We start from the raw sequence: 23,914 nt of genomic DNA, 5'->3' as shown, positions 1-23,914 counted from the left end.
TAACTGAGGTCACCTAAATAGGATGCATAAGTTATGCAAGTTACACCACTTAAATAAGTTAAGGTGCTAAAGCGAAAAAGTGGCACTGTTGGAAATATAGATTTAAGTCGATGATTTTCCTTTTAAAAAAAGTACTTAAAGACTGAAAACTCTATTTAGTTTACTAGATAGACTTCATCTTGAGGTTGACCAGCATAAAATAATGATGCCTTCCCTTTCCGTAATGCACGCATCACTTCAATACCTTTGATTGTGGCATAAGCCGTCTTCATCAATTTGAATCCTAAGGTCGCCTTGATAATTCGCTTTAAGCTTTAACTTGCTATGATCACATTAGCTTACGTTATTTTTGTTTTTAATCTGCCTGTGCTCAAGGTCTAGCGGACATTTTCCTTCGTGTTTTAACCGTGACAAAGCACATCCATATATGGGGGATTTGTCCGTATTGATCACTTGTGGCATCTTCCATTTCTTCACATTATTAAAAATTTTACCAAGAAAACAATAGGCTGATTTGGTATTACGTCTAGATGAAAGATAAAAATCAATGGTATAGCCATATTGATCGACTGTACGATACAGATAAGACCATTGTCCATTCACTTTTAGATAAGTTTCATCAATATGCCATGAACTTAACTCTTTAGGATTATGCCAATACCATCGTAAACGTTTTTCTATTTCAGGAGCATAACGTTGAACCCAACGATAAATCGTAGTGTGATCAACTTTTACACCGCGTTCAGCAAGCAATTCCTGAAGTTCGAGATAGCTAATGCAATATTTACAATACCAGCGCAGGGCCTAAAGAACGATTCCACCCTGAAAATGCCGACCATGGAAAGGATTCATATACTGAACTTTTAGCTTATCATCTATAGCTAATTACAACAGTGCCGAAATAAGTCGGCGTTATATTCAGCAAACCTGTAACTTCAGTCAATAAAATCGATCAAAAACGATCATATTTTAACTTTTCCCTGATAACTCAATGCCTGCACTTCGGAAATTATCCGCAATTTCTGCGGATAAACCTTGGGGTAAGTTTTGAACAATCTTGTAAGCTCAGGCTGACATCAATTAAAGACCATTGCGTCTATGTCATCCCTGCGATTTTTCATATGATGGGGACATAGAAAACAGGATGTTCTAACACATAAAACAATAATGATAAGTGTGACACCAGGACGTGAGGTACGACAGGAGTTATACCTAAACACCCAATACGAAAAAGCCCGACAGGATGTCGGGCTTTTTTATTGCTGAATTTTAATTAAGCCGTAATTGGTATAAATCTCGAATTCTATTTTCATCAGATTTTAGCCATAAAATGGTTTGTACAATGAGACCTAAATAGAGTAAAAGAGAAATAAACACTGCATTTTTATGATTCAAATTGGATTGAATCGTTGCACGGTTCTCGTGCAAAAAAAATTCCTATCAGGAAATAAAATGAGGTATTAAATTTTAAAATATTGAAATATATAAAAATAATAATTTGGCATATTTTATGCTTTTAGCTTATTGCAACTTCATCAAGGAGTCAGGTCAATGAGTACAACAAGTTTATTCAAAGTAAAAAATATACGACTAATCGGGCAAGATGCTTGTGAGTTATATATGGAAAATATTGAAAATTATTCAGCCAAAGGCTGGATCATTCATTGCAATAATGTGTTCGCACATCAGTTTCATGAGCACCTGAACCTCTTATGCCAATCAGAGAATCTATTCAATTCATTACTACAATTAAAGCAATACCATAAAGTCGAAGTTTTATGTTAAGCCACTTTTTGGCATGGATGATGGGAAGCCATCATCCATGCTTACGCTTGTTTAAAATATTGTAACCTATTGAAAAATAATAATAATAAATTAAAAAACTATAGACGAAACCAAAAATATCTTATATAAATTCTCTACAGGAAAATTAATTTCTTTAAAGGAAATTAAAGGTGTCTTTTTATAGTGTGAATCCCTCCAAAATCATATAGAGGAAATACCATGTCTCAAGATCTTCTCGACCAGTATGTTTTAAAAATTTCATGTCCTGCAGCTTCAGGTATTGTTGCCGCAGTTTCAGGGTATCTTGCGGGAAATAATTGTTTTATCAGTGAAATGTCACAATACGATGATGAAATCACTGGACGTTTCTTCACTCGAATCGTATTCCGCTTTAACGATGGCAAAGGAGATCTTGAGCAATTAAAACAAGGCTTCTCAGAAGTCACCGAAAAATTTTCATTGAATGCAAAATTCTATGAAAAGAAAAAACCGATGAAAGTCATGATTATGGTGAGTAAGTTTGATCATTGCTTATTGAACTTGTTATACCGTTACCATAAAGGTGAATTAAGTTTCGAGATCACTGCGATTGTGTCGAATCATTTAGATTTACGTGCGATTGCAGAACGTGAAGGCATCCGCTTCATTTATCTGCCAGTGACCAAGGAAACCAAACAACAACAAGAAGAAGAATTGCTGAAAATCGTGGATGAAACCAACACGGAATTGGTGATTTTAGCGCGCTACATGCAAATTTTATCGAATAGCTTATGCACCCAACTTGCAGGCCGTGCCATCAACATTCACCACTCGTTCTTACCAGGCTTTAAAGGTGCAAAACCTTATCACCAAGCATTTGATCGCGGTGTGAAACTGATTGGTGCGACAGCCCATTTCGTGACCAGCGATCTAGATGAGGGTCCAATTATCGAACAAGCCGTGCAACGTGTCGATCATGATTTTCTTGCAGATGATTTAGTTGCCGTGGGTCGTGATACCGAAACAATCGCGCTGTCTAAAGCAGTGAAATATTTTGTCGAGCATCGCGTATTTATGAATGATAACCGTACGGTGGTGTTCAAATGAGTCTGGCCTTATTACAACAAGACGATGACAAAATTATTGATGGCAAAGCCATCGCACAGCGCGTGCTAGAAGAAGTCAAACACGATGTGATGATATTGCAACAGCAAGGTATTGAGCCTTGTCTGGCGGTGGTTCTAGTGGGTGATGATCCTGCAAGCCATGTGTATGTACGCAATAAAGTCGAAAAAGCCCGATTTGTCGGGATCCGCTCTCTCGAGTTTCGCTTTGATGAACAACTGTCTGAAGTGGATTTACTCAACAAGATTGATGAACTTAATGCAGATCCAGACGTACACGGCATTTTGGTGCAGTTGCCGTTACCAAAGCAAATTAATGAAACCAAGGTTTTGGAGCGGATTAATCCGAAAAAAGACGTCGATGGTTTTCACAGTGAAAACGTCGGTGGCTTAAGTCAGGGGCGAGATGTACTTACCCCATGTACCCCGACAGGTTGTATTCGCTTGCTGAAAGAGGCTTTGGGTGAAGACTTAACTGGTTTACATGCCGTGGTGATTGGGCGTTCCAATATTGTGGGGAAACCTATGGCGGCTTTGCTCCTGAAAGAAAGCTGCACGGTCACAGTCGTACATTCCAAAACCAAGAATATCCAGCAAATTTGCCAGCAAGCCGACATTGTGGTTGCCGCGGTAGGTCGCCCAAAAATGGTTACCGCTTCGTATTTACAGGCAGATGCTGTAGTCATAGATGTGGGCATTAACCGCATTGTGGAAGATGGTAAGGCTCGTTTAGTCGGTGATGTCGATTTTGAAGATGCCTTGCCAATGGTGAGTGCCATCACACCTGTTCCAGGTGGAGTCGGACCGATGACCATCGCTTATTTGATGAAAAATACTTTACAAGCAGCACGCTTACAACACCCAGATTTATAGATTGATTATAGGCGTTGCTTGACGCCTAGGAGGACACCCCATGCCATTTAGCCTACTGAAGTATGGATTGAGTAATGAATATCCAGTGGAAGTGGATTTGCCTCCACCGAAGGAGCTGAAATCTCACTATGACGTTGTCATTATTGGCGGCGGTGGTCATGGTTTGGCAACAGCCTATTATTTATCTAAATATCATGGAATTACCAATATTGCAGTATTGGAAAAGTCTTATCTAGGTGGGGGGAATACCGCGCGAAATACAGCGGTTATCCGTTCCAACTATTTAACCTCTGAAGGCGTGAAATTTTATGCCGAATCGGTACGTATGTTTAAAGATCTCTCCAATGAGTTTGACTTTAACATTATGTATTCCGAACGCGGGCAATTGACTTTAGCGCATACCGATTCAACGGTACGTGCATTCCGTCAGCGTGCAGAAGTGAATAAGCATTTTGGTGGTCGCACTGAAATGATTGACCGCCAACAAATTAAAGAACTGGTGCCTTGCTTGAATTTAGACCCAGCACATTTACCTGTGTTGGCTGGGCTTTGGCATATTGATGGTGCAACTGCACGCCATGATGCGGTGGCTTGGGGTTATGCCAAAGAAGCAGCAAAACGTGGGGTTGAAATTCATCAGTTAACCGAAGTTCAAGATTTTGTGGTGGATAAAAATAAGGTGGTTGCGGTTAAAACCAACCGTGGCACAGTGCAATGTGGTTGTGCAGTTCAGGCGATTGCGGGTGCCTCTTCCATTTTAATGAATAAGTTAAACATTCGTGCCCCGATTCATACCTATCCATTGCAAGCCATGGTGACACAGCCATTTAAACCATTCTTGAATCCTTTGGTGAGTTCTTCGGCTTTACATTGTTATGTGCAACAAACCAGCCGTGGAGAAATTGTATTTGGTGGCGGTTCAGATCCTTATCCACTGTATAACACGCGTTCAACTTTAGACCTGAAAGAAAGTCTATTGGCGCATGCAATTGAAATGTTCCCCTTTATGGCCAATGCCAAACTCATGCGTCAATGGGCGGGCATTACCGATATGACACCTGACTATAGCCCGATTATGGGTAAATCGCCTTATGACAATTATTACTTGGATGCAGGTTGGGGAACGTGGGGCTTTAAAGCCACACCAATTTGTGGAAAAACCATGGCGGAAATGGTGGCGACAGGTCGCACACCAGAAATGATTAAACCTTTTGAATTAGAACGTTTTAGTCGCTTCCAGCAAGTCAATGAAATGGGTGCAACGGCTGCGAGCCATTAAGGAGAATATCAGATGAAAATTATGCATTGTCCTTTAAATGGACCTCGTAACATCAGTGAATTTACCTATGGCGGTGAAGTCAAACAGATGCCAGATCAAAATACCTGTACAGACGTTGAATGGGCGGACTATGTTTTTAACAGTGCAAACATTGCAGGTATTGTGCGGGAGTGGTGGATGCATACCCCAAGCAGCTATTGGTTTATTGCCGAACGCCATACCGTAACCGATGAAATTATTCGAACTTTTGATGCCAAAGAATTATTTAATACGCGGGTTGAATTTGCAGCCGTTGAAAGTAAAAAAACAGCTGTCGCACAGCAACAGAAGGAGTCATTAGCATGAGCAATTTAAACTTACCACGACTCCCGTTGCCTTACGGTACTTTACTTGACCGCAGTCAAGAAGTTGAATTCGAGTTTGACGCTGAAAAATTTAAAGGTTTTGCTGGGGATAGTATCGCCAGTGCCCTAATTGCGAATCAACGTTGGGTAATGTCGCGTTCATTTAAATACCATCGTCCACGTGCGCCACTGACCATGGCGGGGCAAGATGCGAATACCTTGGTTCAATTGCCCCATGAAGCCAATGTATTGGCAGACACAACAATCATTCATTCTGGATTGGTTTCAGGTGGGCAAAATTTCTCAGGTTCCCTGATGAAAGACTCGGACGCATTTTTAGGAAAATTTTCCAAATTTATGCCAGTCGGATTCTACTATCGTTCCTTTTATAAACCTAAAGGGGTATGGAAACTTTGGGAACCGTTAATTCGTAAAAAAGCAGGTTTAGGGGTCTTGGATCTCAATTTTGAACCTGAATATTACGACAAAGCCTATTTATTTACCGATATCGCGATTGTGGGTGCAGGTCCAGCAGGGCTGCAAGCAGCTCTCAGTGCTGCGGATGCAGGGGCCAAAGTATTGCTGATTGAGCAAGATAAAATCCTCGGTGGCAGTCTGAACTATGCACGTTTCGATCTTAAAGGTGAAAAAGCCAATGCTTTACGCCAACAATTGCTGAATGCAGTTGAACAGCATGCCAATATTACTGTAATGACCGAGTCCATCTGTAATGCATGGTTTACCGATCATTATCTGCCTGTGATTCAAGGCAAACGTTTATACAAAGTCCGCGCGAAGCAATGCATTGTGGCCAGTGGTAGCTTTGATCAACCAGTGGTATTTCGAAATAATGATCTGCCAGGCGTGATTTTAACCAGTGCGGTGCAGCGTTTAATTAAACTCTATGCCATTCAACCGGGTCAGAAGATTACCATTTTGACGGGCAATGATGATGGTTATTTAGCCGCGCTGGATTTCATTGATGCTGGTTTAAATGTCGTGGCATTGGTTGATATGCGTGAAACCGCGAAGGATGCTGCACTTTATGGAGCACTCAAAGCGAAAAAAATTCCGTGTTATATGGGCAGTACCGTTTACGAAGCACTGCATGAAAAACACATGCATCGTGTAACAGGTGTTGATGTTCGTAAAATTGTCGCTGAAGGCGAAGTTAGTACAGAGTCTAAGAAACTTGATTGTGATGTATTGTGTATGTCTTCGGGGTATATGCCTGTGTATCAGTTGCTGTGTCAGGCGGGTGCCAAGCTCAGTTATGACGATCACAAAGCCGAATTTACCATTTCTGGTTTACCGAAAGGGCTGTATGTTGCAGGTTCTGCCAATGCTGTGCATGCAATTGAACAGGTCTTGGAAAATGCACAGCAAACTGCGAAATTGGCTGCCGCACGCGCATTGAATCAGCCTGAAGAAGGGCTTTCAATCCAACAGTTGTCTGAACATGATGTGAATTTTCCTTGGCCAATTTTCCCACATCCTAAAGGCAAAGAATTTGTCGATTTTGATGAAGATTTGCAAATTAAAGATATCGTGAATGCCACCAAGAGCGGCTACCGCGATGTGCAATTGGTGAAGCGTTTTTCAACCGTGGGCATGGGGCCATCGCAAGGTCGTCATTCTGCCTTACCAACTGCGCGTTTAGTGGCGAAATCGACTGATCGTAGTGTCAGTGAAACAGGTGTGACCACTGCGCGTCCACCATTTACAGCAGAAAAACTTGCGCATGTTGCGGGTCGCGGATTTGATCCGTACCGTCAAACCCCAATGCATGCACGCCATATTGAAGCAGGCGCAAAAATGATGCCTGCGGGGAATTGGCAACGTCCGGCATTTTATGGTGATGCCAATAAACGTCTGCAAAACATCGAAAGTGAAGTACAAAATGTCCGTCAAAATGTCGGCATGATTGATGTGTCGACTTTGGGTGGCTTGGAAGTTCGTGGTGCGGACAGTGCTGAGTTTTTAAACCGTCTGTATACCTTCGGATTTGCCAAATTACCTGTTGGCAAAACCCGCTATGCGGTCATGGCGAATGAAGATGGTGTGGTGATTGATGATGGGGTTGCAGGGCGCCTCAGTGAAAATCATTTTTACGTGACAGCCACCACCAGTGGGGTGGATCGTATCTATCAACAAATGCTGAAGTGGAATGTGCAATGGCGTTTGAATGTAGATATTACCAATGTTACTACTGCGCTTGCAGCAGTAAATATTGCAGGTCCGAACTCACGTGCAGTGATGCAAAAGGTCTGTCATGACGTGGATTTATCCAATGCCGCCTTTCCATATTTAGGTCTGCGTAAAGGCACCATTGATGGTATCCCTGTGCGAATTTTACGGGTGGGTTTTGTCGGTGAATTGGGTTATGAAATCCATTTCCCAGCACGCTACGGTGAATTTATGTGGGATAAACTAATGCAGGCGGGTCAGTCCTTCAATATGCTGCCTTTTGGTGTAGAAAGCCAACGTCTATTACGTTTGGAAAAAGGACATATCATTATTAGCCAAGATACCGATGGTATGACCCATCCTCAAGAGGTGGATTTGGGCTGGGCGGTCGCGCGCAACAAACCTTGGTTTGTGGGTAAACGTTCGATAGAAATTCTTGAAGCACAGCAGCTGAAACGCAAATTGGTGTCGTTTGTTTTAGATAAGCATCATGAGAAGCCTTTGGAAGGACATATTGTACTTCAGGGCAGTGATATTTCAGGTAACATCACATCTTGTGAATATTCTCCAACCCTCGACAAAATCATTGGCATGGCCTATGTCGGCATCGAGCAAAGTGAAGTGGGACAGCAATTTCCAATCCGTGTCGAAAAAGGGGCTGTGGTACATGCCACTGTAGTGAAAGCGCCATTTTATGACCCACAAAACCAACGTCAGGAGATCTAAAAATGCAAGCACTTTATCAAGCGGAACGTAGCCCGATTGCTCAGACTCACTATCAATCTTTTGGCTTGGGCAAACAATTTCTTAAAGACAGTAGTGTAGCCAGCGAATCACAGATTCAACAATGTGCAATCGTTGATTTGACCAATTTATCGCGTGTAGGTTTTCGTGGGCAAGACGCAGCACAATATCTAAGTGCCTATGGATTTAATCTTCCTGAGAAGCCGAATCAGGCATTAAAGCAAGAAGATGGCAGCTGGGTCGCACGCTTATCCTTCACTGAATATTGTGTTTTGGGTTCTCTAAATGATTTTGGTGAGCGTGTCAGCCAGCTTGAACAGGGTTGGAAAATGGATGACACAGCCAATTATTTGCTGCCGCGTCAAGATAGCCATGCTTGGATTCAGTTAACTGGGGAGTATGTGGCTGTGGTGATGGCAAAACTATGTGGCGTGAATCTGCATCAGGAAGAATTTGCGGTGGGACAAATTGCGCAGACCTCTATTGCTCGGATTAATGCAATTGTGATCAATGTGAGTGATGCACAAACCCATAAGTTTAATTTACTGTGTGATCGCGCCGCGGCAGCATATTTATGGGAAGTCTTGCAAGATGCGATACAAGAATTTAAAGGCGAAGTCGTTGGCATAGAAGGGCTGCTTTAATACCAGTTGGCAAAATAGTGAACACTGCATTTTCCCATTAAACATGTAGTGTTCACTTGTCAAAATCAAGGATAACTATGTGTGAACATATTTATCCTTTTTTACAGCTAGATGAGTAAGATAAGTAGAAAAGTGGGCTGTGCCAGATGATTGGATTAAGCTTCAACAATACTAATCATGACATCGGCACTTCCTTCACGAGCATCACGAGCCGCTTTATATTCTATGGAATCATAACAGGCTTGTGCTGTTGCTAAATCTGCAAATTCAATCAGTACATGACGTTTAAATGCTTGTCCTTCTAAATTGACAGAATCACCGCCACGCGCCAAAAATTTAGCACCGTACTTTTGGAATGCAGCTGGTGCGAGTTGCATATATTGTTGGTATTGTTGCATATCATGTACGGTGATATGTGCGATCCAGTAAGCAGCCATGCGTCATTCCTTTTAGTTCTGATCCAAAATATTTTTAGCTACTGCAGCGGCTTCTGCAATGTGTTCGGCAACCGCTTGTTTGGCACGTTCAGGGTCTTGGTGCAAATAAATCGCTTCGCAGATATTTTTAATGCGTTGAAAACCTGAGATTTCACGTTTCGTCGACTTCATGGTCATGACACGTAAACGGCTAATACGGCCATTTAGACGTTGTACTACTTCCCAAGCGATGTGATGTTTTGCTGTGGTAAAAATGGTTTCATAGAGTTTGGCTGAAGTGGCAATAATATGGTTGATATCATCAGCAGAAAAATCTTGCTCTAATTCTTCTAATAAAATGATTAAACGTTCTTTCGTGCTTTCATCAAGATTTTTGGTGCAATCCGCCACAGCACTTTGTTCGAGCAACAATCGAATTTCATAAATTTGAGAGGCAATATCCCAATTTAACAAGGAAACGATAGGACCTTTATTGGGAAGGATTTCCACAAGTCCCTCAGCTTCTAAATAGCGAATCACTTCACGCACAACAGATCGGCTAACCCCAAGTTCTTCACATAGTGTGCGCTCTACAAGGCGTTTTCCAGAAGGAAAATATCCCGTAATAATGGCGTTGCGCATTTTCTCTAAGCAAAGTTCACGCAAGGTGACTGGCGGATTATCTATTTTAAGATTCATATCAGTTGATCTTACCTAAATATTTGAGTCGTAATTTTGTTACATAACTTCCATTCAAAAAGAGCATAGCAAAGTCTTGCATTTTTTTCATTATGTATTATGGTATACCATAAGATGTATGACAATATTAATCGATCCGATAGGGAATAACAATGAATCTAATACGCAAAACCGTACTGTATGTAGAAACCACTTATGTGGATGGTGCTAAAGAGGCAGCAACGCCTTTAAAGATGGTTGCCGCGGCTGCTGTAATTAAAAATCCATGGGCAGGACAAGGCTATGTCGAAAATCTCACCCCAGAAATTCGTCGTATTGCACCAATCCTGAGTGAACATTTAACCAAAATGATTCTGGATGAAGTTGGATCAGGGGCTGAGGTAGAAGCTTTTGGTAAAAGTGCAGTGGTGGGATTAAATGGCGAGCTTGAACATGCATCAGCACTCATTCATACCTTACATTTTGGTAACACTTACCGCAGTGCAGTAGGAGCGAAGTCTTACCTAGCGTTTAACAATACCCGTGGACCAGCCAACGCACCAATTCTGATCCCAATGATGGATAAAAATGATGAAGGTCGTCGTTCACATTACTTAACTTTGCAATTTGCAATTCCAGATGCACCAGCACCAGATGAAATTGTTGTAGTGATTGGTGCAGCGACAACTGGACGTCCACACCACCGTATTGGTGATCGTTACAAGGATTTAGAAGAGTTAGGACATGATCTCAAAAACCCAGCTGCTGTCAAATAATCGAATCGCTCACTATATTGAGCAAGGTGAAGGAGAACCACTGGTTCTCATTCACGGTGTAGGAATGCAGGCTGAAGCTTGGTATCCACAAATTGAATTTTTTTCGCAACATTATCAGGTCATCTCAGTGGATATGCCTGGACATGGTCAAAGCACACCATTACCTGCTAATGCTGCCCTACAGGATTTTGTAGATTGGACAATCGAATTGATTGGTGCGCTTAATTTGGGCCCAGTAAATTTGGCTGGACATTCAATGGGATCCTTAATTACCACGGGTGTCAGTGTAACGCGTCCTGATTTGGTAAAACGTATGGCGGTGCTGAACGGTGTTTACCGTCGTTCACCTGAAGCAAAACAAGCGGTGTTGCAGCGTGCTGAAGACTTGAAGCACGGGCATATCGATGTGGAAACACCGTTGCAACGCTGGTTTGGTAATAGTGAAATCGAACGAATTGCCTCAGCCAAAGTCAAGTCATGGCTTGAAAATGTAGATATGCTGGGCTATGCCACAGCATACTCAGCCTTTGCACGAGGTGATGAAACTTATGCTGACGGGTGGTCAAAAATAAGCTGCCCAGCATTGGTACTAACGGGTACAGATGATCCAAATTCAACCGCAGAAATGACCAAGCAAATGGCGAACCAAGCTGCACAAGGTAAAGCAATCATTATTGAAAATGAAAGACACATGGTGAACCTCACTGCACCAGATAAAGTGAATCAAGCAATGCTGGCGTGGCTAAATACCGCTGCATAAATTGCTGAATAAATATAGGAATATAAAGATGAGTGAACAGGAAGTAGTGAATAAAATACGTGAACTGCGTGATGCCTTTGGGTCATTTATGACGGGGGTTACCGTAGTGACGACGTGTAAAGAGGATGGAACTCCTTTAGGTTTTACAGCAAACTCTTTTGCTTCGGTGTCTTTGGACCCTGCGCTACTGTTAGTCAGTATTGCCAAGACATCAAGCAATTATAATAACTTTGCAAAAGCTACACATTTTGCAATTAACATTTTGGCAGAAGAGCAAAAAGATATTTCCAATACTTTTGCTCGCCCAAGTGATGACCGTTTTGCCAATTTAGCATGGACGAAAAGTCCGATACACAATCCATTAATTGATGATGTTAGTGCCTGGTTTGACTGTACAACTTATCAGGTTGTCGATGCAGGTGATCATGCCATTTTAATCGGTAAAGTAGAAAACTTTGCTTCTGCTGGTTTTGCAGGCTTGGGCTATTACCGTGGCGGATATTTCACGCCAGCGAAACTTTCAGCAGAAGTGATTACGGGACCAAAAGTGGTGATCAGTGCCATCATTGGTCATGAAAATAAAATCCTCTTAGTGAAAACTGATGCGCAAAAATGGACCATTCCACATGTTGTCGTTGGCAAAGAAGGTGCTGATCAAGCATTGGAAACCATTTTTGAAAATTATCAGTCTGATGCTTCAGCAAGTTTTATTTATTCTGTTTATGAAAATCTTGAGACTCAGCAGCAATATATTTCGTTCTTATGTAATACGCCAGTTGATGAAGCACGAAATGGAACTTTTGTTGATTTAGAGCAGTTAGAACAATACGAATTTGTGGACAGCGCCCTAGAAAGTATGTTGTTGCGTTATCGTAAAGAAAATCAGCTTAAGACCTACGGGGTTTATTACGGTAATCAAGAAAGTGGAACTGTTCGTCAAATTGTAAAAGAGGGAGTTTAATCATGCGTTTTTCTTTATTTATTCACATGGAACGTGTTTCTGATCAGCAAACACAAAAGCAACTTTATGAAGAGATGATTGAACTTTGTCAGATTGCAGATCGTGGTGGCATGCATGCGATTTGGACGGGCGAACATCATGCAATGAATTTTACCATTGCGCCGAATCCCTTTTTAAACCTAGCTGATTTAGCCAATAAAACTCAAAATGTACGCTTAGGTACAGGTACTGTGGTTGCACCATTTTGGCATCCAATTAAGTTGGCAGGTGAAGCTGCCATGACCGACATTATCACCAATGGTCGTTTAGATATCGGGATCGCACGCGGAGCATATTCTTTTGAATACGAACGTATGGTACCTGGTATGGATGCATGGAGTGCAGGTCAACGTTTACGCGAAATGATTCCAGCGGTCAAAAATTTATGGAAAGGGGATTACGAGCATAACGGAGAGTTTTGGCAGTTTCCGAAAACAACGTCAGCACCACAGCCATTGCAACAGCCATTTCCGCCAATTTGGGTAGCAGCACGTGACCCAAATAGCCATGAATTTGCAGTGCAGCAAGGCTGTAATGTGCAAGTGACACCATTGCATTTAGGTGATGAAGAAGTGGAAAAACTCATGGGTCACTTTAATGCTGCCTGTGAAAAGTTTGATGAGATTCCACGTCCTGAAATCATGTTGTTACGTCATACTTATGTGGCGGATAGTGAAGATGATGCGCAGCTTGCTGCTGATGAAATGAACACTTTTTATAATTATTTTGGCGCATGGTTTAAAAATGAGCGTGAGATTTCACAAGGATTAATTGCACCACTTAGCCCAGAAGAAATTGCAGCGCATCCTTTCTATACACCTGAAGTAATGCGTAAAAATAATGTGATTGGTCAAGCGCAAGAAGTCATTGATCGCCTTAAATTTTATGAAGCTATGGGTTATGACGAATATTCATTCTGGATTGATACAGGTATGAGCTTCGAGCGTAAAAAGGCATCTTTAGAACGTATGATTCATGAAGTCATGCCTGCATTTGCATAAGAGAGGCAACGATAATGACCTCAGTATTTCAGTTATATATTAATGGTCAGTTTGAAGCTGGTGCTGCAACATTTAACAGCATTAATCCAGCAACTGGTCAGGTCTGGGCAACCATGCCTGAAGCCCGTCGTGATGAAGTAAACCGTGCAGTAGATGCTGCACAGCAAGCATTGAGTGATCCTGCTTGGGCAAATTTGACAGCTTCACAGCGCGGGCAATTGCTTTATAAGCTGGCTGATCTAATTGAACAGGCTGCACCGCGCTTAGCAGAGCTGGAAACACAAGACACGGGTAAAATTATTCGCGAAACATCAAGCCAGATTGCATATGTTGCGCAGTATTACCGCTACTATGCGGGCGTTGCAGATAAAATTCAGGGCAGTTTCATTCCAGTTGATAAACCTGATATGCAGGTCTGGACGGTGCGTGAACCTGTGGGAGTGATCGCTGCAATTGTGCCATGGAACAGTCAGTTATTTTTGTCTGCAGTGAAATTGGGTCCAGCTTTGGCAGCAGGATGTACCGTTGTGCTTAAAGCTTCAGAAGAAGGTCCTGCCCCTTTGCTGGAATTTGCCAAACTGGTGCATGCAGCGGGTTTCCCTGCTGGTGTAGTGAATATCATCACGGGTTTTGCACCAGAATGTGGTGCAGTGCTAAGTAGTCATCCGCAAGTTGCCCATGTTGCATTTACGGGTGGTCCTGAAACGGCCAAACATATTGTAAAAAATAGTGCTGAAAATTTGGCAAAAGTTTCTTTGGAACTTGGCGGGAAATCTCCCTTTATTGTATTTGCTGATGCGGATCTACAAAGTGCAGTAAATGCACAAGTTGCGGCAATTTTTGCGGCCACGGGACAGAGCTGTGTCGCAGGCTCACGCTTACTGATCGAAGAAAGCATTAAGGATCAATTTTTAGAAAAATTGGTCGAGCGTGTGCAGCGAATTCGTGTTGGGTTGCCAGAGGATTATGCAACAGAATTTGGACCATTGTGCACGTTGCGTCAACGCGAAAAGATTGAGCAGATTGTGCAAGTCTCAATTCAACAGGGTGCAAAATTACTGACAGGTGGTCATGCAATTGCGGGGGATGGTTTTTATTACGCACCCACAATTCTAGATTGTAGTGCAGCCCCGCAAGCAGAGAGCATCACCAATGAATTATTCGGACCCGTATTATCGGTAGATACTTTTAGTACCGAACAAGAAGCGGTCCAAAAGGCAAATAGTACCGCTTATGGTTTGGCATCAGGTGTATTTACCCAAAATTTGACGCGTGCACATCGCATGACCAAAGCAATTCGAGCAGGCATTGTTTGGTTAAATACTTATCGTGCAGTTTCACCACTTGCCCCGTTTGGTGGCTATGGCTTATCAGGGCATGGGCGAGAGGGTGGTTTAGATGCGGTGTTGGATTACACCACCACAAAAACAGTGTGGTTACGGACTTCGGATGATCCAATTGACGATCCATTTGTCATGCGATGAGCGAGAGTGAATGGATAGATCACTACAATATATTGTTTAGAATAAATTAACAAATGGATTGATCGAAGAAAATGGATTTTCGACAATACTTATCTCGATGCGGATATCGGGTTAGTTTTTCTATTGTTTTTTTAGTATAAAAACAATTAGATAAGAAAATTTCATATTCTCGATCAGTTTTGACTAAGCTCAAAGGGATCGTCTCGTTTGAAGAAAATCCGACACTAAATAAAATTAAGATTTACTAAAAAATGGTCTGAAAGTTGCTTTTAGTGTAAGGAATAAAAAATTCCTTGAAAGAATTCTTGGAATCTTTAACGAAGTCACTTCTTTTATAAAGTGAGATTAAGGATATGAGTCAAAATGCAACAACAGGAAAAGCTTTTGAAATAGAAAGCAATAGTATCGATTATGTAGACGCTTCGCAAAGAAATGGAAACGTAAAAGATTTATTTACATTATGGTTTTGTACCAACATTGCACCGTTGGCAGTGATTACGGGTGCTATGGCAGTGCAAACCTTTCACCTCAATATTGTCAGTGCCTTTACCGCCATTTTATTGGGCCATTTCTTTGGTGCGGCTATTTTAGCCTTAACCTCAGCACAAGGTCCGCAGGTGGGTATTCCGCAAATGATTCAAAGTCGTGCGCAATTTGGACGTTATGGGGCATTGTTGGTTGTCATTTTCACAACATTCATTTATTTGGGCTTCTTTACCTCAAATATTATTTTATCTGGGAAAACTTTACACACTGTCATTCCATCGATCCCTGTGTCTACGGCTACAGTCATTGGGGCGGTTGTCGCAACGTTAATTGGGATTATTGGCTACCACTTTATTCATAAGTTCAACAAAATTGGAACTTGGTTTATGGGCGGTGCATTGCTGATTGGTTTTGCCTTGATGATTCCGCATATCACTGCAGATGTACTTGCTAAAGGCTCATTTAACTTAAAAGGCTGGTTTGCCATGTTCTGTGTGTGTGCAATTTGGCAAATCAGTTTCTCACCCTATACTTCAGATTATTCTCGCTACTTACCTAAGAGTATTGGGATTTTTAAACCGTTCATTAACACCTATTTAGGTGCTTCACTCGGAACCATCATCGCCTTTAGTTTTGGGATGCTCGCGGTTAGCATTATGACGACCAATGATGCCATGGAAGCTGTTAAAACAGTGACAGGTGGTTTTGGTTATGTGCTCATGATTTTGTTCTTGTGCAATATTATTGGTCACAACGCCATGAATTTGTATGGCGCTTCATTATCCTTTATTACCGCGATTCAGACGTTTGCAGGCAAATGGATTCCAAGTAAAAACACCCGCATTGTATTGTCGATCTTGGTATTAATTCTCGCAACAGGCACAGCGTTGTGGGCGTCTAGTGGTTTCATCAGTTATTTCTTAAATTTCATTTTTGCCTTGTTGTTTATTTTGGTGCCATGGGTCGTGATTAACCTCATGGATTTCTATTACATCAATAAAATGGAATATGACATTCAAGCCATTTTTGATGAAGACGGTGGCAAATACGGCAAGTACAACGTTAAAACCTTATGTGCTTATTTCATTGGTATCGTGGTGCAAATTCCATTTTTAACCAATTCATTTTTTACGGGTACATTCGCGAATCTAATTCCAGATGTCGATATTTCTTGGATCATTGGCATGCTTGTGACCGCTATTGTGTATTACTTTTTCAATCTATTCAAAGTATCGGCTTGCCAATACGATGACTCAACCAAAAATTGCTAAGCAAATCTCCCATTTATATGAGTAGGAATAAGATAATGAAAAATACATATTACAGTTTTGGTTTGGGTTTAATCAGTAGCAGTCTGGCCATGCCATGTTTTGCTGGAATGACCTTTGGTGATGCTACAACCGACACAGGCGCTCTCACGATTTCGGGTTATGTTCGTGCCAATTATCAAGATAAGAACTATGGATCAGACAATGACCACAAGCTGCAATTTAATGCCGCAAAACTGGCATTAGATTACGAAGCCCCTAAATGGTTTGCCCACACAGAATATCGTTGTTATCAATACAATACCCTTTGTGATTTTTCTACCTTGGTCGATGCGTACGCAGGTTATCGTTTTAATGCACAGCAAAATTTAACTGTGGGTGTGCAGCCGATTCCTTTTGGAATTTCAAGATTTTGGGAAAGTAGCCTATATGGTGGCATTAACAACACTATGGGCTTAGAAGATGCACATAATTTGGGCGTTAATTATCATCACGAAATTAATGCGACCAAAATCGACTTGGCATACTTTGCAACCGATGCTGGTAACTATAAGGGAGACAGTCGTGATTCGGCACGTTATACCGCGAATTTTGTGAATACGGGTGATGCTTCACAGTCTTCATTAAATGAGAAAAATATGTGGATTGGGCGGATTAGCCAAGGGGTGAACTTTAGCAGTATGCCGTTACTGAATATGACGCTAGGCGGTTCATATTGGTATTCTGATATCGAAAATAAAACCACGGGTTTAGACGGTTCACGTAAAGCATGGGCGTTGTTTGGCAGTTTGGCTTATCAGAATTTTGCACTCACCTTGACCGGTGGTAATAATTCAGTCGATAACCAGGATGAACTTCAGCCAAATTCTTCAGTCATGGGATCGTATGATGGTGAATATAATGTGGCAAATGAAGGGGATTTCTATACGGCAGATGTTCGTTATAGTTTTAAAGATGTCTATCATGGTTTAGACATTACACCTTATGCGACCTATACCACCTATGTAAAAGATCAAGCCGGCTATAAAGATTCTACTCGAAACTTTTTAGGTGTGTCTTTTGACTACAAAAAGACCTCATTGGTTGCTGAATATATTATGAGCAAAAATGATCCTTTTATTGGTGGTTCACAATCGGCTTTGGCTGAAGGCGATGCAGATGGCAAATGGAATAAACTGCTGAATTTAACTTTCTTCTATTATTTCTAATATGATGGTTTGGGCGGAAGCTCAAAAAATTTTTCTTTATTTTTATGGTATACCGTATTATTAATATATGGTATTCAAATAATGATTTGGTCTAAGCGAACCTTCAAAGTGGAGCTTAGACTGAATCCGCGCCACAGGTAGGATAAACAATGAATACAATGGGACCGCTATTTCATCAGCAGGCATTTATTGCGGGGCAGTGGTGTGATGCCGATGATTTACAAACAACCGAAATTTATAACCCGGCAAATCAGCAGCTCATTGGTACGGTACCCAATATGGGACAAGCTGAAGCTGAACGCGCAATTAGCGCAGCTTATGCAGCTTGGCCAACATGGAAAGCCAAAACAGCAAAAGATCGTTCAATCTTATTAAAGAAATGGTATGACCTGATTATTCAGCATAGTGATGAATTGGCAACAATTTTGACCTTAGAGCAAGGCAAGCCCTTGACTGAAGCTAAAGGCGAAATAATTTACGCTGCCAGTTTTATTGAATGGTTCGCGGAAGAAGCAAAACGGATTTATGGCGATGTGATTCCAAGTCCATATCCTGATGCACGAATTGTCGTTAATAAGCAACCCATTGGTATCGTAGCAGCGATTACGCCTTGGAATTTCCCAGCAGCCATGATCACACGTAAAGTTGCACCTGCATTGGCTGCAGGATGCCCTTGTATCGTGAAGCCTGCACCAGAAACGCCATTTACCGCTTTGGCTTTGGTCGATTTAGCGCTACAGGCGGGTATTCCAGCAGAAATCTTTAGTGTTATTACTGGAGATGCTGTACAGATTGGCGAGGCAATATTTTCAAGTGATCTAGTGCGTAAGTTTACTTTTACTGGTTCTACGCCTGTAGGGAAACTGTTGTTGCAGCAATCTGCCAAAACACTGAAAAAAGTGTCTTTGGAACTCGGCGGGAATGCACCATTTATTGTGTTTGATGATGCTGACGTTGAAGCTGCGGTTGAAGGTGCGTTAATCGCTAAATTTAGAAATGCGGGACAAACCTGTGTCTGTGTGAATCGCTTTTTGGTGCAGTCAGGAGTGTATGAAAAATTTCTTCAGGTCTTTAAAGAAAAGATTGAAAACTTACGCATTGGGAATGGTTTAGAAGCTGGTCACGAAATCGGTCCTTTAATTAATCATCAAGCAGTCGAAAAAGTGCAGTCGCATATCCAAGATGCTTTAGATAAAAAAGGTCGCCTAATTACAGGCGGTCACTCGCATAGTGCAGGTGCTTTATTCTTTGAACCGACTTTGATTGCAGATGCTCATGAGGATATGTTGGTCGCCACACAGGAAACCTTTGGTCCACTTGCTGCCGTATTCAAATTTGAAACAGAGGAACAAGCTTTACAGATGGCAAATGATACCGAATACGGTCTTGCCGCATATTGTTATACCCGTGATTTAGGGCGAGCATGGCGTATGAGTGAACAGCTTGAATATGGAATGGTTGGTATCAACAAGGGATTAATTTCCAATGAAGTTGCACCTTTTGGTGGTGTTAAACATTCAGGCTTGGGACGTGAAGGTTCTAAGTATGGCATTGAAGATTATCTAGAAATTAAATACACCTTATTTGGAGGCATTTAAATCATGGCGAATGAAAAATTTGAAAAAGGCTTAGCCATTCGAAAGCAAGTTTTGGGCGAAGAATATGTAAATCAATCGATTGGCAATGCCGATGATTTCACAATGCCTTTACAAGAGTTGGTGACGGAATATTGTTGGGGAGCAGTTTGGGGGAGAGAGGAGCTTTCCAAAGTCGAGCGAAGCATGATTAATTTGGCGATGATCTCGGCTTTAAATCGTCCACATGAATTAAAACTGCATGTCAAAGGTGCCTTGCGTAATGGTGTGCCGAAAGAAAAGATCCGTGAAGTGCTCTTACAAGTGGCAATTTATTGCGGTGTGCCTGCTGCAGTGGATAGTTTCCGTATTGCCAAAGAAGCAATCAAAGAATTTGAAGCTGAAAATAAATAAAAGTATAGAAAGCAAAAAGAGGGTATTTGTCCTCTTTTACTGCTCCAAGCTGTTTCTATTGGTTATAAGCACGTTCATTGTGATCGCTAATATCCAGACCTTTATCTTCTTGTTCAGTACTGACGCGTAAACCAATGGTCAGATCAATCACTTTAAAGATGCCCCAAGTAAATGCCGCACTATAGGCAACAGTGACCACAATACCAATCAATTGAGCGATAAATTGCGTACCAAATTCCAAGCCTTCAATGTTGCCTCCTAATGCAGGTGAAGCAAACACACCAGTCAGGAGACCACCAACAATCCCGCCGATGCCGTGTAATGCAAAAACATCAAGTGAATCATCAATGTGCAGGACATTTTTCAAACGAGTGACAGAGTAGAAGCAAGCTACGCCCGTGATCAAACCAATCGCTGCAGCACCAAAAACACCGACATACGCGGCGGCAGGGGTAATACCAACTAAGCCTGCAATTGCACCAGAGGCTAAACCTAAAGATGAAATATGTGTATCAAGGAATTTTTCAACAATCATCCAACCGACGATACCTGCACAAGCTGCAACTTGCGTATTCATCAGGATTAGACCAGCACTGTTGTTGGCTGCTAAAGCTGAACCGACGTTAAATCCAAACCAGCCTGCCCAAAGTAAACCAGCACCAATGAAGGTATACACGAGGTTGTGTGGTGCAATACTTTGTGTTTTCCAGTCTTTACGTTTGCCAATAATTAAGGCACCAACCAGTGCTGCAATACCAGCATTAATATGCACTGCGGTACCACCAGCAAAATCAAGTACACCCCAATTGTGCATGGCTGCACCAGGACCACCCCAAACCATGTGTGCCATTGGCGCATATACCAAGGTTGTCCATAAAACGACAAACAAAACCATGGCACTGAATTTCATTCGTTCAGCATAACCCCCGACCACAATGGCAGGTGTAATCATGGCAAAGGTCATTCCAAACACAGAGGTTACAAACTCTGGGATATCGCCCATGAGGGTCTGATCGGTAATTCCTTGCATAAAGGCCTTGTCAAAACCGCCAACAAAACTGGCAAGATTAAAAACGCCTTCTTCCATGCCCGTGGTATCCACTACCATACTGTAAATAAACATGATCCAAAGCAAGCCGACGATTCCCGCAAAAGCAAAAAATTGGGTGCAAATGGACAAAACATTCTTACTTCGTAGCATCCCGCCATAGAATAAAGCGAGTCCAGGAATAAACATGATCATGACAAAAACAATGGATGTCATAACCCATGCTGTTGAAACTTGATTCAGCGTGGCGGTTTCAGCTGCTGATGCCCAAGCAGGACAAAGCAACAGTGAGGCAGCGAGTAGGCTAGCAACAAAACGAGAAATCATATTTGATCCTCCTGTACATTTGTACGTGGCGTAAGGTGAGTGTGAATGAGTTTTTAAAAGTTATGAACGAACCCGAGTGCGTTCAGGATCATAAAAAGGTAAGGCAACGACTTGAGCTTTGAGTCTTTTTTGTTGACCGTCGAGCTTGCCAATTTCAATTTCTGCACCGATTGCAGCATGCTGAGGTGCAATACGGCATAAAGCGATTTGTTTTTTTAAGAGCGGAGAATTGGTCGCACTGGTCACCACGCCAACAGGGAAGCGTCCAGCATAGACGAGATCTCCATGTGCTGCGGGTTCAGTCTGATCTAAAACCAATCCCACTAATTTATGTCGACTGGCAGCGGCTTGGTGTTGTATAGCAGCTTTACCCAAAAAGTCTTCTTCTTTGGTTTTCAGCGGAACGGTAAAGCCAATGCCTGCCTCGAAGGGATTAATTTGCGGGTTAAATTCATGTTGCGCAAAAATGAGTCCTGCCTCAATACGCAGCATATCTAAGGCATCGAAGCCCATCGGTGCAATGTCATAGGCTTGTCCAGCCTGCCAAATTGCATCCCAAACAGTTTCGGCATCGTTTGGATGACACCACACTTCAAAGCCCAGTTCACCCGTGTAACCTGTCCGAGAAACCATCACAGGAATTCCATTCGCTCCGCCTAGACGACCTAAAGTGAAGTGAAACCAAGCGAGGTTTTGCACGTCAGGTTGGTGTTCAGGTGTCCAAATCAGTTGTTGCAATAATCCCCGACTGTGTGGACCTTGAACGGCAACATTATGAATTTGATCTGAGGAATTACGGATACTGACGCGATAACCTTGTTCTTGTGCTTTCTGTTTCAGCCATAGCCCAGAATATTCATCGCCACAGATCCAGCGGAAATTTTGTTCGCCCAGTCTAAAGATGGTGCCATCATCCACCATGCCACCAGTTTCTAAGCATGCTGCCGAATAGGCAATTTCACCAATTGCCAATTTTCGAACATTACGAGTCAGCATGTATTGCAAGAAACTTTCAGCATCAGGTCCCGTAATTTCGAATTTGCGTAAAGCAGTTAAATCAATCATGGCGACACGTTCACGGCAAGCAAGATATTCCGCTTTTGCACCCCAACCTTCATATTCTGTCGCGACCCAATAGCCATGATATTCCACCAGTTTTGAGGTCATTGCTTGAATGCGAGAATGAAATCCAGTCTGTTTGGTCATACGAGGCATCTCCTCTGGAGTGAGTCGGTAATGTTGTGAGCGCTGAAATTGTTCTTGTTGATCATAAATACGCACATGAATGTCTGTTGGAATCCAGCCATTGGATGGATCAATATCATCTGGGCAAGCAGAGGATGCACAGAGCAGATCTTTTTGTGCTCTAAGGAGCACATAATCTCCAGGTTGAGACCATGGTTCATCCATACTGATCGTTCCGCAGGATTCAACCTGCGTGTTATAAAAAAAGTTAATCGCTGGCCAAGCACTTTTACTTTGAATACCGTATGGTTTTAAGATTTGGTTGAAGTTTTCTGTGCAGGAAATATGCCCAAAATAGCCAGAGTCATTATAAAATTTTGGTGTACATGCGGTCAGGAACATGTCATGACGACCTACTGTATCTTGTACTACTTCAACTAAGGCTTCTAAATTGGCTCCATAAAAACGAGAGTGTAAGCCAGGCATTGGGGTGGAATGCCCGAGAATACTGCGGGTGGCAACAGCATCAAGACCAATTTCCTCTCCATTTTCGAGTGCTTTGGCATCGAAAGCGATGAAGTCGCTACATTGTTTCCCTGCGACATCAATAATTTGAATCCATTGTCCCGCTTTCACGGTATAGGTTTGCGCAGTGGCATGTGCGATTCGAATCTCTTGAATCGGTGTTGCAAGTGGTGCAGGTAAATATTCAAGTGCTGCAATGGCTTTTTTGATGATGACTTTGACTTCATCGACAGGTGTTTGTTGCTCAATCTGCATATTCTTGCCAGTATTCAGCACTATAATTTCCAATGCTGCTAAGGCTTTGAACTGAATCGAAGGTGCATATTCAAGGCAGATCACCTGTTCCAAATCCGTGTCTTGAATATTCAATTGAGTCAATTGCTGACGCAGTTGTAATGCTGTTCGATCATGTTGTTGTAATTGAGCCAAGGTATTTTGTGCAGGATGAATTTTAATTGGGGCAGATGATTCCAGTATTTGAATGCAATCTGAATTGGGTTGTGCATTTTGATCACGCACGATCAGCTCAATGGATTGATCATGAGGAAGCTGGAGTTCCATTTCATCATTGGGTGCCAAATCAAATGCCTGAACCTGTTGCGGATCTACCCGTAAATGCAGCACAGAAATAGGGCGTTGTAGATGATAAAACTCGTCTGCTGGTCCAGACAGATACATCTCTGAAAGATGTGATTTTAGATTACCCATATCCAATACCTGAATTGATCCATGTGAATGCTGCTGAGCGCCTAAAGCAGCTCAAGACCTGTACATGACATTCACTATTACTGCGAAAAAAACTCAG

At 42.1% G+C, this 23,914-nt stretch carries 20 protein-coding genes and 1 pseudogene; 16 read left to right on the top strand and 5 right to left on the bottom strand.

Going from position 1 to position 23,914, the window contains the following annotated elements; all coding sequences use genetic code 11:
- Nucleotides 1-155: 155 nt before the first annotated feature.
- A pseudogene (locus tag WA352_RS20840) lies at nt 156-801 on the bottom strand (IS6 family transposase).
- Nucleotides 802-1,551: 750 nt separating this feature from the next.
- Between WA352_RS20840 and WA352_RS20835 the strand changes: the two are divergent.
- The 7 genes from WA352_RS20835 (at nt 1,552) to WA352_RS20805 (ending at nt 8,959) form a co-directional block, all read left to right on the top strand.
- Entirely contained in the window at nt 1,552-1,785 is a 234-nt protein-coding gene (locus WA352_RS20835; RefSeq protein WP_336143811.1) for a hypothetical protein, read from the top strand.
- A 219-nt stretch (nt 1,786-2,004) separates the two neighbouring features.
- Nucleotides 2,005-2,871 carry a formyltetrahydrofolate deformylase gene (purU, locus tag WA352_RS20830; RefSeq protein WP_243793710.1) on the top strand — a complete coding sequence of 289 codons (867 nt, stop codon included), beginning with the start codon at nt 2,005-2,007 and terminating at the stop codon, nt 2,869-2,871.
- Entirely contained in the window at nt 2,868-3,761 is an 894-nt protein-coding gene (folD, locus tag WA352_RS20825; RefSeq protein WP_243793708.1) for a bifunctional methylenetetrahydrofolate dehydrogenase/methenyltetrahydrofolate cyclohydrolase FolD, read from the top strand. The genes purU and folD overlap by 4 nt, the downstream gene beginning before the upstream one ends.
- Nucleotides 3,762-3,801: 40 nt before the next feature.
- Entirely contained in the window at nt 3,802-5,040 is a 1,239-nt protein-coding gene (locus tag WA352_RS20820; RefSeq protein ID WP_111828282.1) for an FAD-dependent oxidoreductase, read from the top strand.
- Nucleotides 5,041-5,052: 12 nt separating this feature from the next.
- Nucleotides 5,053-5,385 carry a sarcosine oxidase subunit delta gene (locus tag WA352_RS20815; protein WP_243793707.1) on the top strand — a complete coding sequence of 111 codons (333 nt, stop codon included), beginning with the start codon at nt 5,053-5,055 and terminating at the stop codon, nt 5,383-5,385.
- Nucleotides 5,382-8,297, top strand: coding sequence for a glycine cleavage T C-terminal barrel domain-containing protein (locus WA352_RS20810; protein WP_243793706.1), 2,916 nt, complete (start codon nt 5,382-5,384; stop codon nt 8,295-8,297). Before WA352_RS20815 ends, WA352_RS20810 begins: the two co-directional genes overlap by 4 nt.
- Before the next feature lie 2 nt (nt 8,298-8,299).
- Nucleotides 8,300-8,959 (top strand): sarcosine oxidase subunit gamma, encoded by a 660-nt coding sequence (locus WA352_RS20805; protein ID WP_243793702.1) that lies wholly within the window; start codon nt 8,300-8,302, stop codon nt 8,957-8,959.
- A gap of 155 nt (nt 8,960-9,114) precedes the next feature.
- Here the strand turns inward: WA352_RS20805 and WA352_RS20800 are convergent, their stop codons facing one another.
- Together WA352_RS20800 and WA352_RS20795 are read right to left on the bottom strand one after the other, a co-directional pair.
- Nucleotides 9,115-9,396 carry a DUF1330 domain-containing protein gene (locus tag WA352_RS20800; RefSeq protein ID WP_243793700.1) on the bottom strand — a complete coding sequence of 94 codons (282 nt, stop codon included), beginning with the start codon at nt 9,394-9,396 and terminating at the stop codon, nt 9,115-9,117.
- 12 nt (nt 9,397-9,408) lie between these two features.
- Nucleotides 9,409-10,074: a GntR family transcriptional regulator gene (locus WA352_RS20795; protein WP_243793698.1), complete on the bottom strand. Its 666-nt coding sequence runs from the start codon at nt 10,072-10,074 to the stop codon at nt 9,409-9,411.
- Nucleotides 10,075-10,226: 152 nt separating this feature from the next.
- On the opposite strand from WA352_RS20795, the gene WA352_RS20790 reads away from it, so the two are divergent.
- The 9 genes from WA352_RS20790 (at nt 10,227) to WA352_RS20750 (ending at nt 20,024) form a co-directional block, all read left to right on the top strand.
- On the top strand, nt 10,227-10,829 hold the full coding sequence (locus tag WA352_RS20790) for an amino acid synthesis family protein (RefSeq protein ID WP_243793696.1): 603 nt from the start codon (nt 10,227-10,229) through the stop codon (nt 10,827-10,829).
- Complete coding sequence (locus WA352_RS20785; protein ID WP_243793694.1) at nt 10,798-11,589, top strand: alpha/beta fold hydrolase; 792 nt, start codon at nt 10,798-10,800, stop codon at nt 11,587-11,589. Before WA352_RS20790 ends, WA352_RS20785 begins: the two co-directional genes overlap by 32 nt.
- Nucleotides 11,590-11,617: 28 nt before the next feature.
- Nucleotides 11,618-12,550, top strand: coding sequence for a flavin-dependent trigonelline monooxygenase reductase component (gene tgnA / locus WA352_RS20780; protein WP_243793692.1), 933 nt, complete (start codon nt 11,618-11,620; stop codon nt 12,548-12,550).
- A 2-nt stretch (nt 12,551-12,552) separates the two neighbouring features.
- Entirely contained in the window at nt 12,553-13,590 is a 1,038-nt protein-coding gene (gene tgnB, locus WA352_RS20775; protein WP_243793690.1) for a flavin-dependent trigonelline monooxygenase oxygenase component, read from the top strand.
- A gap of 14 nt (nt 13,591-13,604) precedes the next feature.
- Complete coding sequence (tgnC, locus tag WA352_RS20770) at nt 13,605-15,074, top strand: (Z)-2-((N-methylformamido)methylene)-5-hydroxybutyrolactone dehydrogenase (RefSeq protein WP_243793689.1); 1,470 nt, start codon at nt 13,605-13,607, stop codon at nt 15,072-15,074.
- A gap of 353 nt (nt 15,075-15,427) precedes the next feature.
- Entirely contained in the window at nt 15,428-16,831 is a 1,404-nt protein-coding gene (locus WA352_RS20765) for a purine-cytosine permease family protein (protein ID WP_243793688.1), read from the top strand.
- 35 nt (nt 16,832-16,866) lie between these two features.
- The gene (locus WA352_RS20760; RefSeq protein WP_243793681.1) at nt 16,867-18,036 is read left to right on the top strand and encodes a porin; all 1,170 of its coding nucleotides are present in this window, start codon (nt 16,867-16,869) and stop codon (nt 18,034-18,036) included.
- 149 nt (nt 18,037-18,185) lie between these two features.
- Complete coding sequence (locus WA352_RS20755) at nt 18,186-19,634, top strand: NAD-dependent succinate-semialdehyde dehydrogenase (protein ID WP_243793679.1); 1,449 nt, start codon at nt 18,186-18,188, stop codon at nt 19,632-19,634.
- Nucleotides 19,635-19,637: 3 nt separating this feature from the next.
- Entirely contained in the window at nt 19,638-20,024 is a 387-nt protein-coding gene (locus WA352_RS20750; RefSeq protein ID WP_243793677.1) for a carboxymuconolactone decarboxylase family protein, read from the top strand.
- A gap of 55 nt (nt 20,025-20,079) precedes the next feature.
- Here the strand turns inward: WA352_RS20750 and WA352_RS20745 are convergent, their stop codons facing one another.
- Together WA352_RS20745 and WA352_RS20740 are read right to left on the bottom strand one after the other, a co-directional pair.
- Nucleotides 20,080-21,399 (bottom strand): ammonium transporter, encoded by a 1,320-nt coding sequence (locus tag WA352_RS20745; protein ID WP_243793671.1) that lies wholly within the window; start codon nt 21,397-21,399, stop codon nt 20,080-20,082.
- Nucleotides 21,400-21,459: 60 nt separating this feature from the next.
- Nucleotides 21,460-23,817 (bottom strand): DUF1989 domain-containing protein, encoded by a 2,358-nt coding sequence (locus WA352_RS20740; protein ID WP_243793669.1) that lies wholly within the window; start codon nt 23,815-23,817, stop codon nt 21,460-21,462.
- Nucleotides 23,818-23,914 lie beyond the last annotated feature (97 nt).

It is taken from the genome of Acinetobacter sp. 102 (assembly GCF_037028485.1).
Lineage (GTDB): Bacteria > Pseudomonadota > Gammaproteobacteria > Pseudomonadales > Moraxellaceae > Acinetobacter > Acinetobacter higginsii.
The sequence above is the reverse complement of the archived record's forward strand: the minus strand, read 5'-3'. Positions and strand labels throughout refer to the sequence as shown.

What these genes read in the sequence shown, in the direction of transcription:
- WA352_RS20835 (WP_336143811.1), top strand. Translation starts at nt 1,552, where the DNA reads ATGAGTACAACAAGTTTATTCAAAGTAAAAAATATACGACTAATCGGG.
- purU (WP_243793710.1), top strand. Translation starts at nt 2,005, where the DNA reads ATGTCTCAAGATCTTCTCGACCAGTATGTTTTAAAAATTTCATGTCCT.
- folD (WP_243793708.1), top strand. Translation starts at nt 2,868, where the DNA reads ATGAGTCTGGCCTTATTACAACAAGACGATGACAAAATTATTGATGGC.
- WA352_RS20820 (WP_111828282.1), top strand. Translation starts at nt 3,802, where the DNA reads ATGCCATTTAGCCTACTGAAGTATGGATTGAGTAATGAATATCCAGTG.
- WA352_RS20815 (WP_243793707.1), top strand. Translation starts at nt 5,053, where the DNA reads ATGAAAATTATGCATTGTCCTTTAAATGGACCTCGTAACATCAGTGAA.
- WA352_RS20810 (WP_243793706.1), top strand. Translation starts at nt 5,382, where the DNA reads ATGAGCAATTTAAACTTACCACGACTCCCGTTGCCTTACGGTACTTTA.
- WA352_RS20805 (WP_243793702.1), top strand. Translation starts at nt 8,300, where the DNA reads ATGCAAGCACTTTATCAAGCGGAACGTAGCCCGATTGCTCAGACTCAC.
- WA352_RS20800 (WP_243793700.1), bottom strand. Translation starts at nt 9,396, where the DNA reads ATGGCTGCTTACTGGATCGCACATATCACCGTACATGATATGCAACAA.
- WA352_RS20795 (WP_243793698.1), bottom strand. Translation starts at nt 10,074, where the DNA reads ATGAATCTTAAAATAGATAATCCGCCAGTCACCTTGCGTGAACTTTGC.
- WA352_RS20790 (WP_243793696.1), top strand. Translation starts at nt 10,227, where the DNA reads ATGAATCTAATACGCAAAACCGTACTGTATGTAGAAACCACTTATGTG.
- WA352_RS20785 (WP_243793694.1), top strand. Translation starts at nt 10,798, where the DNA reads ATGATCTCAAAAACCCAGCTGCTGTCAAATAATCGAATCGCTCACTAT.
- tgnA (WP_243793692.1), top strand. Translation starts at nt 11,618, where the DNA reads ATGAGTGAACAGGAAGTAGTGAATAAAATACGTGAACTGCGTGATGCC.
- tgnB (WP_243793690.1), top strand. Translation starts at nt 12,553, where the DNA reads ATGCGTTTTTCTTTATTTATTCACATGGAACGTGTTTCTGATCAGCAA.
- tgnC (WP_243793689.1), top strand. Translation starts at nt 13,605, where the DNA reads ATGACCTCAGTATTTCAGTTATATATTAATGGTCAGTTTGAAGCTGGT.
- WA352_RS20765 (WP_243793688.1), top strand. Translation starts at nt 15,428, where the DNA reads ATGAGTCAAAATGCAACAACAGGAAAAGCTTTTGAAATAGAAAGCAAT.
- WA352_RS20760 (WP_243793681.1), top strand. Translation starts at nt 16,867, where the DNA reads ATGAAAAATACATATTACAGTTTTGGTTTGGGTTTAATCAGTAGCAGT.
- WA352_RS20755 (WP_243793679.1), top strand. Translation starts at nt 18,186, where the DNA reads ATGAATACAATGGGACCGCTATTTCATCAGCAGGCATTTATTGCGGGG.
- WA352_RS20750 (WP_243793677.1), top strand. Translation starts at nt 19,638, where the DNA reads ATGGCGAATGAAAAATTTGAAAAAGGCTTAGCCATTCGAAAGCAAGTT.
- WA352_RS20745 (WP_243793671.1), bottom strand. Translation starts at nt 21,399, where the DNA reads ATGATTTCTCGTTTTGTTGCTAGCCTACTCGCTGCCTCACTGTTGCTT.
- WA352_RS20740 (WP_243793669.1), bottom strand. Translation starts at nt 23,817, where the DNA reads ATGGGTAATCTAAAATCACATCTTTCAGAGATGTATCTGTCTGGACCA.